Here is a 15,975-nt window from a genome sequence, read left to right as displayed (position 1 = left end):
GTACATATGCGAATCACTGTCGTCGAGCACGAGGCCGCCGCCGGGCTCGGCAACCTCGGCCGCTGGCTCGGCCTGCCCTGTGACGTCGTCAGGCCGTACCTGGGGGAGGAGATCCCCGAGCGGGCGCGGGACGGTCTGATCGTGCTCGGGGGCGAGGCCGCCGCGTGGGAGGACGAGCGCTTCCCCTGGCAGCCCGCCACCCGCGACCTGCTGCGCCGCAGTGTGGACGACGGCACCCCGACGCTGGCCGTCTGCCTGGGCGCGCAGCTCATGACCATGGCCTGCGGCGGCACGGTCGAGCGGGGCGGCGCCGGGCTGGAGGTCGGCGCGTGCGAGGTGTTCGCGCTGCCCGCCGCCGCCTCCGACCCGCTGCTCTCGGGGGTCGGCGCCGCCGTCGCCGTGCAGTATCACCGGGACGCGATGACCCGGCTGCCCGACGGCGCGGTGCCGCTGCTGACCGGGACCCGCTACCCCCACCAGGCCTACCGGCTCGGCCCGGCGGCCTGGGCGGTGCAGTTCCACCCGGAGGCGACTCCGGAGATCTTCGCCTCGTGGACGGCCGGCTCGGGTCTCGACTCGGCTCAGGAGCTCAACGACGGTGTACGGGCCGCCGCGGGCGCGTCGGAGGCCACCTGGCGGCCGATGGCCGAGGCCTTCGCCGACGTGATCCGGGGAACGGCGCGAAGCGGCGCTGCCTGACCCGGATTCCGTCGCCCGCCCGCACCGGGAACGGCACCGGGGACTGTCAAGATGGAGGGGTGCCCAGGATCGAGTCCACCGCAGCCCGCCTCGCCCGACTCGGATTCGCCGACGCGGCCGGCGCCGCCCGGCTGGTCGAGCGGGCGGGGGTCGACCTCGAAGGCCTGCTCGAATCGCTGGTCGCGGTGCCCGATCCGGCCCTGGCGCTGGCCTCGCTGACCCGGCTGGCCGAGCGGGAGCCCGCCGCCCTCGACCGGCTGCGCGCCGACGAGGGGCTCAGGGAGCGGGTGCTCGCCCTGCTCGGCGTGAGCGCCGCGCTCGGCGACCACCTCGAACGCCATCCCGAGCACCTCGACCTGCTGGCCGTGCCCACGCTGACCGAGCACCGGGCGGCGCTGCTGCGCGCGGTCGGCGCCGAGCCCGACGCGGCCGAGCCGCGCGCCTCCGCCGCGGACCCGCTGATCGCCTTGCGGGTCGCCTACCGGGGGCGGCTGGCGCACGTGGCCGCCCGCGACCTGACCGGACAGGCCACGCTGCCCGAGGTCACCGCCGAGCTGTCCGACCTCGCGGGCGCGGCCCTGGAGGCCGCGCTGGCCATCGCGCGCGCCGAGGTCGACGAGGGTGCGGCGGACGGCGAGGTACGGCTCGCGGTCGTGGGGATGGGCAAGTGCGGCGCTCGCGAGCTCAACTACATCAGCGACGTCGACGTGATCTTCGTGGCCGAGCCGCGCGAGGGCGCGGACGAGACCAAGGCGCTGCGCGCCGCCACCCGGCTGGCCCAGGCCATGATGCGCGCGTGCACGGCCGCCACCCCCGAAGGCTCGCTGTGGGAGGTGGACGCCGGGCTGCGGCCCGAGGGCCGGTCCGGGCCGCTGGTGCGCACGCTGGCCAGCCACCTGGCCTACTACCGGCGCTGGGCCAAGACCTGGGAGTTCCAGGCGCTGCTCAAGGCCCGGCCCGTCGCGGGCGACCCGGAGCTGGGCGCCGCGTACGTCGAGGAGGTCAACGAGCTCGTCTGGTCGGCCGCCACCCGCGACAACTTCGTCGAGGACGTGCAGGCCATGCGCCGCCGCGTCGAGGCGCACGTACGGTCCGAAGGGGAGCGGCAGATCAAACTGGGGCCCGGCGGGCTGCGCGACATCGAGTTCGCGGTGCAGCTGCTGCAGCTCGTGCACGGGCGGCTCGACCCGCTGCTGCGCCGCAGGGCGACGCTGTCCGCGCTGGCCGCGCTCTCCCGTGGCGGGTACGTCGCCCGCGACGACTCACGCGGCCTGGCGGAGGCCTACTCCTTCCTGCGGAAGGTCGAGCACCTGCTGCAGCTGCACCGGATGCGCCGCACGCACGTCCTGCCCACCGACGCCGACGACCTGCGCAGGCTGGGGCGGGCGCTGGGCATGCAGGTGGATCCGGTGGGGGAGTTCACCTCGCGGTGGCGGCGTCACGCCATGGAGGCGCGGCGGCTGCACGAAAAACTGTTCTACCGGCCGCTGCTGCAGGCGGTGGCCCGGCTGCCCGACAGCGAGGCCCGGCTGTCCACGGCGGCGGCCGCCGCCCGGCTGCGGGCGCTCGGCTACGTCGACCCGGACGGCGCGCTGCGCCACATCGCCGCCCTGTCCACGGGAGTGTCCAGGCGCGCCTCCATCCAGCGGACGCTGCTGCCGGTCATGCTCGGCTGGTTCGCCGACACGCCGGACCCGGACGCGGGGCTGCTGGGCTTCCGCCAGGTCAGCGACAAGCTCGGTACCACGCCGTGGTACCTGCGGCTGCTGCGCGACGAGACCGCGGTGGCGGCGCGGATGGCCCGTGTGCTGGGCACCAGCCGGTACGCCACGGGGCTGCTCACCAACGCGCCGGAGGCCGTCGCGCTGCTGGGCGGGGACGAGGAGCTGGCCGTACGGTCCTCCGGTGCGCTGCTCGGCGAGGCGTCGGCCGCGGTGTCCCGGCACGGTGACGACACCGAGACGGCGGTGGCCGCAGTCCGGGCGCTGCGCCGCCGGGAGCTGTTCCGCATCGCCGTAGCCGATATTTCCGGACTTATCGATATAGAGCGGGTCGGAGTGGCGCTGTCGTCGCTCAACGACGTGACGATCCAGGCCGCGCTCGACGCCGCCCTCGGCAAGGTGTCGGCCGAACGCCGCGCGCCGTTGCCGACCAGGTTCGCGGTCATCGCCATGGGCCGGCTGGGCGGCATGGAGTCCTCCTACGCCAGCGACGCCGACGTCATGTTCGTGCACCAGCCGCTGCCGGACGCGGCCGAGCGCGAGGCCTCCGACGCTGCCTTCGCGGTCGCCAACGAGCTGCGGCGGCTGCTGGCGCTGCCCGCTCCCGACCCGCCGCTGCTCATCGACCCCGACCTGCGCCCCGAGGGCAGGCAGGGCCCGCTGGTACGCACCCTGGCCTCCTACCGCGCCTACTACTCCCGCTGGTCCTCGCCGTGGGAGGCGCAGGCCCTGCTGCGCGCCCGGTTCTCGGCCGGGGACGCCGAGCTGGGCGCGGCCTTCGTCGCCGGGATCGACGAGCTGCGCTACCCGGCCGGCGGCGTCACCGACAGCGCCCTGCGCGACATCAGGCGGCTCAAGGCCCGCATGGAGGCCGAACGGCTGCCCCGCGGCGCCGACCCCGCGCTGCACACCAAGCTCGGCCCCGGCGGGCTGTCGGACGTCGAGTGGGTGGCGCAGCTCCTGCAACTCCGTCACGCCGGGACGACGCCGTCCCTGCGCACCACCCGCACCCTGGAGGCGCTCCGCGCCGCCACCGCCCACCAGCTCCTCGACCCCGCCGACGCGGACGAGCTGGCCCGCGCCTGGCGCTTCGCCTCCCGGATCAGGGACGCGATCATGCTGGTCAAGGGCCGGCCGGGAGACAGCGTGCCCGCCGACACCCGCGAACGCCGCCTGATCGCGCAGACCCTTGGCTACCCGCCCGACGGCTCGGAGGACTTCCGCGACGATTACCGCCGCGTCACCCGCCGCGCCCGGCAGGTCGTGGACCGCGTCTTCTATGGCGCTTGATGAGAAATGTCACCGATCGGCTGCGCAGAGTGCTCTGGGGGGTGTATCAAGGCGCGGGGTGATCACACTTGTTATCCACGTACATCGATCTCGCGCTCGGCCTGATCCTGCTGTTCCTGCTGCTGTCGCTGCTGGTCAGCGGCCTGAACGAGGCATTCGTGCGGGTGCTGTCCATCCGCAGCAAGTTCCTGTGGGCGTACCTGCGCGACACGCTCGACGGCAGCGACGCGCAGGGAAAGTCATGGCTGCCGTCCGGGATACGCGAAGTGTTCAGCTCGCTGCCGTTCTTCCGCGACCCGCGACCGGCGCACGACTCACGGCCCGCGCCCAGCCAACTGCCCGAGATGCCGGAGCGGGAGGACAAGGCCCAGGACGCGATGACCATCCTGCTGTACGAGCGGGTGCGGGAGATCGACCACCCGAAGCGGGGCCGGACCAGCATCGCCGACCTGCCTCCCGAGAGGTTCTCCGTCGCGATGATGGAGATGGCCGCCCGCGAGCCGGGCGGCGTCGAGGGGCTGCTGGAGAAGCTCAAGGCCATGGACAGCCCCCTGTACGGCCACCTCAAGGGCGTGTGGGAGACGGCGCAGCGCGACCTGGACCGCTTCCGGCAGGGCGTCGAGGGGTGGTTCGACAGCGAGATGCAGCGGTTGTCGATGCTCTACCGGCGTTACGTCAAGTGGGTGGTCGCCGCCCTGGGGCTGCTGGTGACGCTGCTGTTCACCATGGACGGGCTCGAGTACACCAAGACGCTGCTGCGGGACAACGGCTTCCGCGCCTCCGTCACGGCCGTCGCCGAGGCCGGGCCGGACGCGTACAACGAGCTCAAGGCGCGCTGCGAGCAGAGCGACCCCGTGCCGTGCATCACCGAGACGCTCAGCCAGCCCGCCCTGCTCAAGGTGCTCGACCAGGGGATCGTCCGTATCGCCCTGCCTGCGGAAGGCGACCCGTCGATCACCTGGAACGGCGGCGCGTGGTGGGACCGGCTCACCACGCCCAGCCATTGGCCCGGCTTCCTGCTGACGTACGTGGCCCTGCTGTTCGGCGCCCCGTTCTGGTGGGACCTGTTCCGGCGCGTCACCGGCATCCGCTCCCGGCGGTAGTCCGTACAGCGGTGATCCGTTAGCGTGCTTCGGATGGACACCGAGCGGTTGATCATGCGCAGGTGGCGGGAGAGCGACCGCGAGCCGTTCGCGGCCATGAACGCCGACCCCGAGGTGATGGAGCACTTCCCCAGCCCGCTGACCAGGGCGGAGAGCGACGCGTTCGTCGACAAGATCGAGTGGGGCTTCGGCGAGTACGGCTACAGCCTGTGGGCGCTGGAGGTGCGTGAGACCGGCGACTTCATCGGGTTCGCCGGGCTGCTGCTGCAGACGTTCGAGGCGCCGTTCACGCCGGCGGTGGAGGTCGGCTGGCGGCTGGCCCGGCACGCCTGGGGGCACGGTTACGCGACGGAGGCCGGTGCGCGGGCCCTTGAGCACGGCTTCACGGAGGCCGGCCTGGAGGAGATCGTCTCCATGACCGCCCGGCTCAACGTGCGATCCCGGGCGGTGATGGAACGGCTGGGCCTGACCCGCGACCCCGCCGACGACTTCGACTTCCCCCGCCTCCCCGAGGGCCACCCGCTGCGCCCGTCCGTCCTCTACCGGATCAGCCGCGCCCGGTTCACGCCACGCTTGCGACCAGGGCGTTGACGTAGTCGACGTACTGGATGACGTGCGGGGGCGTCAGCTGCGCAGATGTGTCCAGGTGCCGTGCGGGGCCGCGCGCAGGAGCGCGGACAGGCCGGCTTCGTGGAAGGCCAGTTCGAGGTCGGCCAGTCCCTCGGAGAAGTGGGCCCAGCCGTCGTAGTGGGCCGGGATCACGAGATCCGCGTCCAGGACGGCCGCGGCGGCCGCTGCTCGTCGGCTGTCGAACGTCAGGGGCCGCCCGCCGAACTTCGCGGGTACGCGGGCCGCTCCGGCGTGGAGCAGGGCCACGTCGATGTCCGGGAGGTGACGGGAGATCTCCGTCACGGTACGGATGGAGGCGTTGTCGCCGCTGACGTAGATCGTGGGGAGTCCTGGACCGGAAAGGACGAACCCGGTGACCTCGCAGTTGACGTTGCCGTCGGCATCGCGATCGCCGTCCTCGGGGCCGTGGACTGCGGGGACGGCGAGGACGGTGAGATGGCCTGCGCCGTCGCCGCGAAGCACGCGGTGGCCGTTCCAGGGAGCGAGGCCGATCGCCGGGGAACCGAGTCGCGCCGCGGTGAGCGGGCCGGTGATGACCAGCGGGGCGGTTTCGGCGCACACGCGTCCACGCTCGTCCAGGTTGTCCGGGTGCAGGTCGTGGCTGACCAGCACCAGGTCGACCGCGCCCAGGGCGTCCACGGCGACAGCGGGCCCCGCCGTCTTCGTCAGGTACCCATGCGGTCCGGCATCGTCGAAGGTGGGATCACTGACGATGCGCAGGCCGCCGATGTCGATGACGGCCGTGGGCCCACCCAGGATGGTGATCGCACACTCCTGCCGTGGCAGCCTTGGCGTGGTCATCGCCGACCTCACTTGACGGTCTCGATCGGGTGCGTCGCAGCACTCCCTTACGGCCGGCGGACGGCATGAACCGCCGCCGGCCGGTGGCGGTGACGGCACGCGAGGTGGGCGCGCTCACGACGGCAGTTCGGCCCCGGACTGTTCGCGCACGAGGTAGTCGGCGTACCAGTCCGGCCAGTTGGGGTCTTCGGCGCCGGTGCGGGCCTCGTGCTCGCCGTGCGCGGCCGCGGCGCGGCGCAGCGCGGCCGCGAGGTCGGATGCCGAGGTGAACGTGGTGACCGACGGGTCCAGCCGTCCCGGGAGCCGGGTGGTGATCTCTTGCAGGACCCAGCCGTTGCCGTCGGGGTCGCTGAACGACAGGAACGAGCCGTAGCTCCCGCGCTGCGGATCCGGACCGGGCACCCGGGCGTCGGTCCCGGCGTGGTGGAACACGCCGCCGGCGTCGTGGAAGACATCGCTCGGGTCAGCGCCGAGTCGCTTGAGCTCGTCGTAGGCGGCTTCGATGTCATGGACGATCAGATGAAGGCCCTGAGCCGAGCCCGGCGTCTGGGAGGTGACCGACGTGCCGAAGATGACCGAGGCCGGCGAGCCGGGCGGGGTCACCTGCACCACCCGGAAGTCCTCGCCGGTGGCGACGTCGGCGTCCAGCCGCCAGCCCAGCGCCGTATAGAAGTCCTTGGCCCGGTCGACGTCAGCGACCGGCACCACGACGATTTCCAGTTTCATGTCCATGACCTGTGCCTCCTCCGTTCGCACCCGAGGCACGATGCGATTCGTGCAATTTGCCCGCAGGCGGCCCACGGGAAACTCACTGTCGTCCGAGGTCAGGGTGCGTCGCCGGCAAAAGGGCGGCCCGTAGGCTCGATCGTGAACAGGGCTGACAGCCGAGGCCTGTGTCCGTTCTGAGCGGCAGCGCCCGCTCGACGAGGACGAGGGGTAGCAGTGAACGATCTGTCGGAGAACATCGTGGTCGTCATCGGGGGAACCTCCGGCATCGGGCTGGAGACGGCCCGCCAGGCCCACGACGCCGGTGCGAAGCTCATCCTCACGGGTCGCGACCAGGGGCGGCTCGACGCCGCGCGTGACGAGCTCGGCGCGTCCACCGCGACGCTCGACCTGGCCGATGCCGACGGGCTGCGCCGGTTCTTCGGCGAACTGCCCGCGCAGGTCGATCACGTGCTGGTCAGCGGGAGCGGCCCCGCCTACGCGCCGATCGCCGAGATGGACTTCGACCAGGCGCGGGCCGTGCTCGACGAGCACCTGCTGGGGTCGCTGCGCATCGCGCGGGAGTGCGCCGCCCGTGTCCGCGCCGCCGGATCGCTGACGTTCATCACCGGCACTCACGCCCGCCGCCCCGGCGTCGGGCTGACCCTCGCGGCCATCGGGGCCGCCGCGCTGCCCGCCATCACGGCGAACGCCGCGCTCGAACTCGCCCCGATGCGGGTCAACGCGATCGCCGCCGGATTCGTCGACACTCCGCTGTCGGCACGCCTGCTCGGCGACGAACTCGAACGCCGCCGAGAGCGGCTGCGCACGACACTGCCGATCCAGCGGGTCGTCGGACCGGTGGACGTGGCGGCGCTCGCCCTGCACCTGATGACCAATACGGCGCTCACCGGGGCGACCTACGATGTGGACGGCGGCCAGCAGCTCGTCCCCTGAGCCTTCACCGCGTCGTGGACGCGCACCAGCCGTGGGCCGGAGCGTCCCGCGGCTCCCTTCGCGCGGGGGAAGCCCCGGGGTCCGTGATGCGTGGTACGCGAAGCCCGGCGGAGGCGCGTTCAGCCGGCGGCACGTATGGGGCGGACGCGTACGGTGTTGCGTACGGGGTCGCCGTCCTGGTCGTCGGTGTACTCGGTGATCTTCACGTAGCCGTGTTCGTCGTAGACGCGGTCCAGCTCCGGGCTGCCGGCCCAGTGGTCCAGGGCCAGTGCGGGAGCGTTGTGCGCCTGGGCCAGACGGCCGGCCTCGTCGAGCAGGGCGGTGCCGACGCCGTGGCCGTCGGGGCCGCGGTCCGTCAGCACGGTGTGGATGAACAGGGATCCTGCGGGCACGACGCCGGCCGGGACTCGGGGCGGGACCATGGGCGCCGCGGCCATCATGCCGACGCATCGGCCGTCTCGTTCGGCCAGGGTGATGACGCCTTGGGCGGTCCAGCCGGTGAGCCGCTCGGCGAAGCCGGGGATGCGGGAGAACGGCACGGTGCCCCACTGCTGGGGGCGGTCTCGGGCTATGAGCCATGCGTGGACGGCGTCCATCAGGGTCAGCAGGGCGGCGACATCGCCGGTCGACGCCGGTCGCAGGCAGGGGGGAGATGACATGGCGGCCTCCAGGAGAGTTAGACTGTACCCGATTGATTCAACTTTCTAAGGATTAGATTGTCAAAGCAATCCAGGGTTCAGAACGTCACCAGGGCCGTTCAGGAGCTGCAGGACGCCACTGACCTCATCGACGAGCTGGCGGCCCGGCGCCTCGGCGTCAACCGCACCGACCTGAGGTGTTTGAGCAGGCTGACCGCACGCGGCCCGCTCGCCGCGAGCGAGCTGGCGGCCGCGGCCGGTCTCACCGGAGGGGCCGCCACCACCGCCATGGACCGCCTGGAGCAGGCCGGCCTGGCCGAACGGGTCCGCGACGCGGCCGACCGGCGTCGTGTCCTCGTGCACCTGACCGAGCCGGGCGAACGGGCCGTCCAGGAGATCTGGGGCCCGATCGCGGCCGACGCCCAGGCTGAGCTGCTCCGGTTCAGCGCCGCCGAGCTCGAGGTCATCGAGATCTTCCTGGGCCGTGCGCTGCACAATCAGGTCCGTCACGCCGACCGTCTGCGCGAGGAGAGCGCCGGCCCCCGCTGAGGGGGACGGCGCTCTCAGGCGGGGCCGCCGAGGCGGGTCAGGAGCACAGCGCGGTGTCGAGGGCCTTGTTGACCTTGTCCGCCGCCGCCTGGGTCGTGGGCAGGGCGGTGACGGCGATCGTGGCCGCGCGGCCGTCCTCGGTGATGCCGGTACGGGTCTCGTAACCGTCGATGTCGCCGCCGTGGCCGTAGGCGTACCCGCCGCAGCTCAGCTTGATCTTGAGCAGGCCGAGCCCGTACGTCCAGCCGGCGGGGAAGCCGGGGGCCTTCATGGTGTCCTTCATCTGCTTGAGCTGCGCCGGCTTGAGCAGCTTGCCGTCCATCAGCGCGGCCAGGAAGAGGTTGAGGTCGCTCGGCGTGCCGATGAGCTGACCGGCGGCCCAGCCCCAGGACGGGTCCAGGCGGGTGACGTCCGCCAGGGATTCGGCGGCCTGCTTGCCGGGCTTCTTGGCGGCGTACCCGCTGGGGTGCGGCCCGCGGATGCCCTCCTCGCCGATGCCGGGCCAGTAGGTGCCACGCAGTCCGGCCGGCTTGATGATCCGCTCGGTGATCTCCTCGCCGATCGGCCGCCCGGTCACCTTCTGGATGAGCAGGCCGAGGGCCACATAGCCGGTGTTGCTGTACGCCCAGCCCTTGCCGGGGGCGAAGTCCGGCTTGTGCGCCAGCCCGGTGTCGAGCAGCGCGTGCGGCTCGGTGTACCGGTGCTGGATCTTGAAGATCGACGGCATGCCGGCGGTGTAGCTGTGCAGGCCGCTGGTGTGCTGGAGAAGCTGCCGGGTGGTGATCTCGCGGCCGTCGTTGCCCTTGCCGCGGATCAGCTTGGGCAGGTACTTCTCGACCGGCGCGTCCAGCTTGATCTTGCCCTCGCCGGCCAGCTGCAGCGCGACCACGGCGGTGAACATCTTGGTGTTGCTGGCGATGCGCACCTGCCCGTCGACGGGGACCTCAGCCTTCGTCTTCAGATCGCCCACCCCGGCGGTGTAGTCACGCACGCGCCCGTCGGCGTCGCGCACCGACGCCAGGGCGCCGGGGAGCTCACCGCCGCGCACCACCTTGTCCAGGCTGCTCTGCACGGCGTCGTCGGAGCCGCTCTTGCGCACGGTGCCGGCGCTCGCCGGAGCGGCGAGGGCCATGCCGCCCAGCACGGCGACGGCCAGGGCGGCGGCCAGAGCGGCGGCCAGAGCCGGCCGGCCGCGACGGGTGTCGGACGGGGACGTGACGGTGGGGTGCGACATCGGGGACTCCCTGCTTGACGGCTCGTTGAGCGATGTCACCAGCATGTCGGCGCGCCGCCCGATGATCGATCCCACCAACTGGAAACCAGAGGTACAGCCAGCGCTACCGCCCCCGTGCCGCTCGGGACGGGCGCCGTCCGCGACGAATCCGGCAGCGCCGAGGGTGCTCCTCGCGAGGTGGTACGGCGAGCGCCGTGGCGGCTGTCCGGATGCGGACATTCGTGGGCGCGGGCGGCCGACCAGGAGCATGCTTGGAACGTCCCAAACGCCCCGTCAATGTGGAGCCGCGCCATGGGTTACCCCCCGAACCAGCAGGACCCGTACGGTCAGCCAGGGCCGTATGAGCCGCAGCCGTACAGCCAGCCGTACATGCCCGCGCCGATGTCGGGGCCGCAGTACGCGCCGGTGCGGTACACGCAGGTCAAAGAGCGCGGGTTCAACCCGGTCACCTTCGGGGTGCACGCCTGCCTGTGGTTCTTCCTGCACTGGTGGCTGGCCCTGTTCACGATCGGCCTTTGGCTGCTCGTGGCGATTCCGGTGACGTTCATCGGCTGGCGAGTGACCCGGACCGTGCCGGTACAGCAGGTCCAGCAGCCGCCCTATCCGCCGCAGGCCGGCTGGTAGGAACGTCGGTCAGGAGGGCGCGTGTCGCCCCCCATGACCGTCCACGGCGCCAGGCACGGGAACGGCCCCGGCATCGATCAAGACGCCGGGGCCGTTCGGCAGCCTGCCGTCACACGTCGTAGTAGAGCTCGAACTCGTGCGGGCGCAGCCGGATCGGTCGACCTCGTTGTCGCGCTTGTAGGCGACCCACGTCTCGATCAGGTCCGGCGTGAAGACGCCCACCCCCAAGGAGCGGGCAGGAACTGGTAGAGGTCCTTGTCCATGGGTCCGGCGCCTCGATCTTGCTGCGGGTGCCGAGCGGTCGATTGGGTAGAGTAGGAAAGTAAGACAATCCGACTCTCCTGCCTAGGAGCATCTTTGTCCATCACCTCTGTAGCCCGCGCCAAGGTACGGGCCAAAGCTCAGCTCACCGTCCCTGACGAGATCCGCCGAGCCCTCCACATCGGAGAGGGGGATGAAGTCGAGTTCACCGTGCACGACGATGGCACGGTGACGGTCCGTGGATTCGTATCGATCCCCACCGACCAAATATGGTTCTGGACACCGGAGTGGCAGGCTGGTGAGGGGCAAGCCGAGGCTGATATCGCGGCCGGCCGGACGACCTTCCACCGCTCTGCCGAGGACATGTTCGCTCATCTTGACGGCATCGACCTGGGTGAGGATGCCTGATGCCGACCTTCGCCACGGCGGACCGGTTCGAGCGCGACTGGAAGCGGCTCACAGCGGAGCAGCAGGCGAGGTTTCGCAAGGTGATCACTGAGGCGTTCGTCCCTGACCTCATCGCCGACGGTCCTTTTCGCGGCGGGCTTCGCGTAAAGGGCGTCACCGCCTATCCGGGGGTGTTCGAGATGACCTGGGCCCCCGATGGCCGTGCCACGTTCAGGTACGGCGACGAGCGAGTTCCCGGTGAGGTGCACATCATCTGGCGCAGGATCGGCACCCACGATATCTTCACCCCGCCGCCTGGGCCATAGATCGTTGTGACGGTTCGGGGCGCACGCGGTGGGCGTGGCGTTGGGGGCGGCCGTCATAGTCGGGTGCCTGCTCGGCGGTCTGTGGCTTCCTATGCGGGGCTGAGCTGCTTGCTGCCTTCATTTAGCTGATGCTGTTCACCCAGATGCCGATGGGAATGGACAGCGCGCCGGATATGAGCACGCCAGCGAAGAAGATGGCCAGTTCGCGGCGCCAGGCGGCGCGAATGGTCGCCTTGGTCTCGCCAACGAGGATCTGTCGAATCTTCTCGGCCTCGTCCTTGTTGAGTTCGAGGAGTCGCTGTTGGCGCTCGGCTTCGGCGAGGAGTGCTTCGCGAGCGGCCTGCTGAGCTTCGACGTCGCGCCGTAGTTCGTCCATGAGGTCGGCGGCTTCGGTGATAGCGGTGTTGACGGCCTCGACGCGGTGTCGGAGTTGCTGACTTGGCTCGTCTCTGGCGTACTTCAGTTGTCGACGGAGCCGTATTGCTTCTTGGGTCACCCAGCCAGCCAGGGCGAACGACATCGTGAGAAGTGCGGCTAGGCCAGAGCCCAGGCTGAACCATGGGTCTATCTCCAGCACACCGAAGCCGGTGAGTCCAACGATGATCGTGAAGACGCAGAAGCTGAGGAAGGCGAGCCGCCGGAAGCTGCGGAGGGGCAAGGTCCGGGGCGGGGTGTTCTTGGCGGGCATTGCCCTATTGCATCGCGTGGTGGCCGGTTTTGAGGCGATGGTGGCCGAACGTTGATAATTGCTCTTTCAAGATCGACGCGAGGGGAACATAATCCAGTAGGCGACTCTCGCTGAATTTGACTTCTTGCCAGCGCTCGTGTCCCGAGCTGCTGGGCTACTCGGGCGCGGCCTCCGTCAGCAAGGACGTCGACCGGGCGCTGCGGAAGACCGCCAAGCAGGAGCAAATGGCGTCGTAACAGCTCCTCAAGCTGGAGATCGACCGTCTCGACCGCATCATGGCCAGCCTGTGGAGATCGAGTCCGGGGACGACCTGTGAGCACGCCGGCGCCGACCCCGCTGGAGCTCTCCCCGAAGCAGTTGAGGTCGATCGGCGAGTCCACGGCCTGGCTTAACATCTGATCGGGTGCCATCCGAAGCGGGAAGACTATCGCCTCGCTGATGCGGTGGATCATTTACATCGCCACCGCGCCCTGCGGCGGCTCGCTGGTGATCGTCGGCAAGACGAGCGCGACGCCTGGTCGGAGAACCGGCTGCGAGGCATGACCTGCGCCGGGGCGTACGTCGATGAGATCACCCTGATCGAGCGCGAGTTCTGGGACCAGCTCCTCGCCCGGCTCAGCGTCAAGAACGCCAAGTTGTTCGGCACCACGAATCGCGACGCGCCTAACCATTGGCTGAAGCGGCAGTTCCTCGATCGCAAGCACGAACTCGACCTGCGGCACTGGCACTTCACGCTGGACGACAACACGGCTTTGGACCCGGTCTTCGTCAAGGCGCTCAAGGCAGAGCAGCATTACACGGAACAGGCGGCGAGCTGATGACAGCGGAACCGTTATCATCAGCTCGACCAGCGCAGAACGGCCCGGCACCGATCAGGGTGCCGGGCCGTTCTGGTCCGGTTCTGTTCCGGCTGACGTTGCTCAACAACTACAAGCAACGACAACCTTTCTCCAGCTCAGCGCCCGTTTCCAAGAAGATCGCCGAGGCCGGGAACCCTGCCGTCACACGTCGTAGTAGAGCTCGAACTCGTGCGGGTGCGGGCGCAGCCGGATCGGGTCGACCTCGTTCTCGCGCTTGTAGGCGACCCACGTCTCGATCAGGTCCGGCGTGAAGACGCCGCCCTCAAGGAGGTAGTCGTGGTCCGCCTCCAGGGCGTTGAGCACCTCGGTCAGTGAGCCGGGGACCTGCGGGACCTGGCGGGCCTCCTCGGGCGGGAGCTCGTAGAGGTCCTTGTCCATGGGCTCCGGCGGCTCGATCTTGTTGCGGATGCCGTCGATGCCGGCCATCAGCATGGCCGAGAACGCGAAGTACGGGTTGCAGGACGGGTCCGGCACCCGGAACTCGATGCGCTTGGCCTTCGGGTTGGAGCCCGTGATCGGGATGCGGACGCACGCCGAGCGGTTGCGCTGGGAGTAGACCAGGTTGACCGGCGCCTCGTAGCCCGGCACCAGGCGGTGGTAGCTGTTGACCGTCGGGTTGGTGAACGCCAGCAGCGACGGCGCGTGCTTGAGCAGGCCGCCGATGTAGTAGCGGGCCGTGTCGGACAGACCGGCGTAGCCGACCTCGTCGTAGAACAGCGGCGAGCCGTCCTTCCACAGCGACTGGTGGCAGTGCATGCCGGACCCGTTGTCACCGAAGATCGGCTTGGGCATGAACGTGACGGTGTGGCCGTACTCAAGGGCGGTGCTCTTGATGACGTACTTGTAGAGCATCAGGTTGTCGGCCGTCTTGAGCAGCGTGCCGAACCGGAAGTCGATCTCCGCCTGGCCCGCCGTGCCGACCTCGTGGTGCTGCATCTCGACGTCGATGCCGCACTCGATGAGGTTGCGGACCATCTCCGAGCGCAGGTCGGTGAAGTGGTCCATCGGCGGCACCGGGAAGTAGCCGCCCTTGTAGCGCGGCTTGTAGCCGAGGTTGCCGCCTTCGGTGGCCTTGCCGGTGTTCCAGGCGCCCTCGATGGAGTCGATGTAGTAGTAGCCGGCGTTCTCGCGCGTCTCGAAGCGGACGTCGTCGAAGATGTAGAACTCGGCCTCCGGGCCGAAGTAGACCGTGTCGGCGATGCCGGTGCCACGGAGATACTCCTCAGCCTTGCGGGCGACATTACGCGGGTCGCGGCTGTAGGCCTCGCCGGTCAGCGGGTCGTGCACGAAGAAGTTGATGTTGAGCGTCTTGTGCTGGCGGAACGGGTCCAGCACCGCGCTCGACGGGTCCGGCAGGAGCAGCATGTCGGACTCGTGGATGGCCTGGAAGCCGCGGATCGACGAGCCGTCGAACATGAGGCCGTCGGTGAAGACGTTGGCGGCGAAATTCTCAACCGGGAAAGTGAAGTGATGCGTCGTCCCCGGCAGGTCGGTGAACCTGACATCGACGAACTGCACCCCTTCGTCTCTGATGAACTTCAGGACGTCGTCGGCGGAGCTGAACACTCTCGAACCTCCCTGGGGACGGGCTATCAGCCCGACCGTACGGCGGGGCCGTTTCCATAGAGTGTCTCGATTGTTTCGCACGTGTTACGCGGATGGTCAGGTCGGCTGTGATCCCGCCGGCACGCGGAAGGCCGGGGGCGCGGTGTCCTGCGGCGTGGCCTGGCCAGGAGTGAGCAGCCCGGGGCGGAAGACGAGCACCAGCCCCGCCGCGGTGATCACCGCCAGCACGGCCGCCGCCGCGAACCAGGCGCGCGAGATCCGGCGGCCGGACCCCGAGGAGCGGGCCGCCCTGCCCGCCGCCGCTCGCATGCTGCGCCGCTCGTCCTCGCTGATCTGCGCCACCAACTCGTTGAAGCGCGCGTCCAGGTCGTCCCCATACGGCATGGCGTACATGATGGGCCCGAAGTGGCCCGCTTTGAAGCGCGGTTGGGTCACGATCCCGACCGGCCGCCCTGCCGGATACCGTGGAGCCATGAGCAGGAACGAGCCGCGCTGGACGCAGACCTGGCTCGGCGGGATGCGATCCGCCGGCGTCGACCTTGGATATCCGGGCCAGCGCCTGGGGCTGCCCCAGGAGGGCAGCGGGTCGATCGCCGGCTGGGGGCGCAGGATCGGCGCCCTGGTCATCGACTGGATGATCTGCACGTGGGCGATCACGCAGCTGCTGTTCAGGACCGACCCGGCCGCGTCGCCGTGGGTTCCGGCCCTGATCTTCGCGGTGCAGTATCTCGTCCTCGTCGCCCTCATGGGCCAGACATTCGGGCACCGGCTGACCGGGATCAGGGTCGCGGCGATGGACGGCGGCGATCCGCGCCTCGTGCCGGTGCTGGTGCGCACCGTGCTGCTCATCCTCGCCGTGCCGGCGCTGATCTTCGACCGGGACCACCGCGGCCTGCACGACAGAGTCTCCAACACCATGGTCGTCCGTATGTGATC

At 70.2% G+C, this 15,975-nt stretch carries 18 protein-coding genes; 11 read left to right on the top strand and 7 right to left on the bottom strand.

Annotated features, from left to right (window positions below; genetic code table 11):
- The first annotated feature begins 6 nt into the window (after positions 1–6).
- The 4 genes from ACIBQX_RS06550 (at position 7) to ACIBQX_RS06535 (ending at position 5,404) form a co-directional block, all read left to right on the top strand.
- Positions 7–699 (top strand): type 1 glutamine amidotransferase, encoded by a 693-nt coding sequence (locus ACIBQX_RS06550; RefSeq protein WP_397001295.1) that lies wholly within the window; start codon positions 7–9, stop codon positions 697–699.
- A gap of 59 nt (positions 700–758) precedes the next feature.
- On the top strand, positions 759–3,710 hold the full coding sequence (locus tag ACIBQX_RS06545; protein WP_397001293.1) for a bifunctional [glutamine synthetase] adenylyltransferase/[glutamine synthetase]-adenylyl-L-tyrosine phosphorylase: 2,952 nt from the start codon (positions 759–761) through the stop codon (positions 3,708–3,710).
- Between the two features lie 68 nt (positions 3,711–3,778).
- Complete coding sequence (locus ACIBQX_RS06540; protein ID WP_397001291.1) at positions 3,779–4,813, top strand: hypothetical protein; 1,035 nt, start codon at positions 3,779–3,781, stop codon at positions 4,811–4,813.
- Between the two features lie 33 nt (positions 4,814–4,846).
- Positions 4,847–5,404 carry a GNAT family N-acetyltransferase gene (locus ACIBQX_RS06535; protein ID WP_397001289.1) on the top strand — a complete coding sequence of 186 codons (558 nt, stop codon included), beginning with the start codon at positions 4,847–4,849 and terminating at the stop codon, positions 5,402–5,404.
- Between the two features lie 33 nt (positions 5,405–5,437).
- Here the strand turns inward: ACIBQX_RS06535 and ACIBQX_RS06530 are convergent, their stop codons facing one another.
- Entirely contained in the window at positions 5,438–6,244 is an 807-nt protein-coding gene (locus tag ACIBQX_RS06530) for an MBL fold metallo-hydrolase (RefSeq protein WP_397001287.1), read from the bottom strand.
- A gap of 114 nt (positions 6,245–6,358) precedes the next feature.
- Positions 6,359–6,976 (bottom strand): VOC family protein, encoded by a 618-nt coding sequence (locus tag ACIBQX_RS06525; RefSeq protein WP_397001285.1) that lies wholly within the window; start codon positions 6,974–6,976, stop codon positions 6,359–6,361.
- Positions 6,977–7,186: 210 nt separating this feature from the next.
- Between ACIBQX_RS06525 and ACIBQX_RS06520 the strand changes: the two genes are divergently transcribed.
- Complete coding sequence (locus ACIBQX_RS06520) at positions 7,187–7,906, top strand: SDR family oxidoreductase (RefSeq protein WP_397001283.1); 720 nt, start codon at positions 7,187–7,189, stop codon at positions 7,904–7,906.
- A gap of 119 nt (positions 7,907–8,025) precedes the next feature.
- On the opposite strand, the gene ACIBQX_RS06515 is transcribed toward ACIBQX_RS06520, so the two are convergent.
- Positions 8,026–8,565, bottom strand: coding sequence for a GNAT family N-acetyltransferase (locus ACIBQX_RS06515; protein ID WP_397001281.1), 540 nt, complete (start codon positions 8,563–8,565; stop codon positions 8,026–8,028).
- A gap of 57 nt (positions 8,566–8,622) precedes the next feature.
- On the opposite strand from ACIBQX_RS06515, the gene ACIBQX_RS06510 reads away from it, so the two are divergent.
- Positions 8,623–9,093 (top strand): MarR family transcriptional regulator, encoded by a 471-nt coding sequence (locus tag ACIBQX_RS06510; protein ID WP_397001279.1) that lies wholly within the window; start codon positions 8,623–8,625, stop codon positions 9,091–9,093.
- A 37-nt stretch (positions 9,094–9,130) separates the two neighbouring features.
- On the opposite strand, the gene ACIBQX_RS06505 is transcribed toward ACIBQX_RS06510, so the two are convergent.
- Positions 9,131–10,327, bottom strand: a complete 1,197-nt coding sequence (locus tag ACIBQX_RS06505; RefSeq protein WP_397001277.1) for a serine hydrolase domain-containing protein — start codon at positions 10,325–10,327, stop codon at positions 9,131–9,133.
- A 291-nt stretch (positions 10,328–10,618) separates the two neighbouring features.
- On the opposite strand from ACIBQX_RS06505, the gene ACIBQX_RS06500 reads away from it, so the two are divergent.
- The 3 genes from ACIBQX_RS06500 to ACIBQX_RS06490 all read left to right on the top strand — a co-directional run bounded on the left by ACIBQX_RS06500 (position 10,619) and on the right by ACIBQX_RS06490 (position 11,925).
- Complete coding sequence (locus ACIBQX_RS06500; protein ID WP_397001275.1) at positions 10,619–10,951, top strand: hypothetical protein; 333 nt, start codon at positions 10,619–10,621, stop codon at positions 10,949–10,951.
- A gap of 357 nt (positions 10,952–11,308) precedes the next feature.
- Positions 11,309–11,620 (top strand): AbrB/MazE/SpoVT family DNA-binding domain-containing protein, encoded by a 312-nt coding sequence (locus ACIBQX_RS06495; protein ID WP_397001273.1) that lies wholly within the window; start codon positions 11,309–11,311, stop codon positions 11,618–11,620.
- Positions 11,620–11,925 (top strand): hypothetical protein, encoded by a 306-nt coding sequence (locus ACIBQX_RS06490; protein ID WP_397001271.1) that lies wholly within the window; start codon positions 11,620–11,622, stop codon positions 11,923–11,925. The genes ACIBQX_RS06495 and ACIBQX_RS06490 overlap by 1 nt, the downstream gene beginning before the upstream one ends.
- Before the next feature lie 121 nt (positions 11,926–12,046).
- Here ACIBQX_RS06490 and ACIBQX_RS06485 read toward each other — a convergent pair whose 3' ends face one another.
- Positions 12,047–12,613: a hypothetical protein gene (locus ACIBQX_RS06485; RefSeq protein ID WP_397001269.1), complete on the bottom strand. Its 567-nt coding sequence runs from the start codon at positions 12,611–12,613 to the stop codon at positions 12,047–12,049.
- Positions 12,614–13,152: 539 nt separating this feature from the next.
- Between ACIBQX_RS06485 and ACIBQX_RS06480 the strand changes: the two genes are divergently transcribed.
- Positions 13,153–13,431, top strand: a complete 279-nt coding sequence (locus ACIBQX_RS06480; RefSeq protein ID WP_397001268.1) for a phage terminase large subunit — start codon at positions 13,153–13,155, stop codon at positions 13,429–13,431.
- Between the two features lie 183 nt (positions 13,432–13,614).
- Here the strand turns inward: ACIBQX_RS06480 and glnA are convergent, their stop codons facing one another.
- Together glnA and ACIBQX_RS06470 are read right to left on the bottom strand one after the other, a co-directional pair.
- The gene (gene glnA, locus ACIBQX_RS06475; RefSeq protein WP_397001266.1) at positions 13,615–15,039 is read right to left on the bottom strand and encodes a type I glutamate--ammonia ligase; all 1,425 of its coding nucleotides are present in this window, start codon (positions 15,037–15,039) and stop codon (positions 13,615–13,617) included.
- Positions 15,040–15,135: 96 nt separating this feature from the next.
- Positions 15,136–15,423 carry a hypothetical protein gene (locus tag ACIBQX_RS06470; RefSeq protein WP_397001264.1) on the bottom strand — a complete coding sequence of 96 codons (288 nt, stop codon included), beginning with the start codon at positions 15,421–15,423 and terminating at the stop codon, positions 15,136–15,138.
- A gap of 88 nt (positions 15,424–15,511) precedes the next feature.
- Here ACIBQX_RS06470 and ACIBQX_RS06465 point away from each other — a divergent pair, with 88 nt between their 5' ends.
- Entirely contained in the window at positions 15,512–15,973 is a 462-nt protein-coding gene (locus tag ACIBQX_RS06465; protein WP_397001262.1) for an RDD family protein, read from the top strand.
- The last annotated feature ends 2 nt before the right edge of the window (positions 15,974–15,975 follow it).

Origin of the sequence: Nonomuraea sp. NPDC049714 (genome assembly GCF_044465295.1) — a bacterium.
Lineage (GTDB): Bacteria > Actinomycetota > Actinomycetes > Streptosporangiales > Streptosporangiaceae > Nonomuraea.
This window is presented reverse-complemented; position numbering and strand designations above follow the sequence as displayed.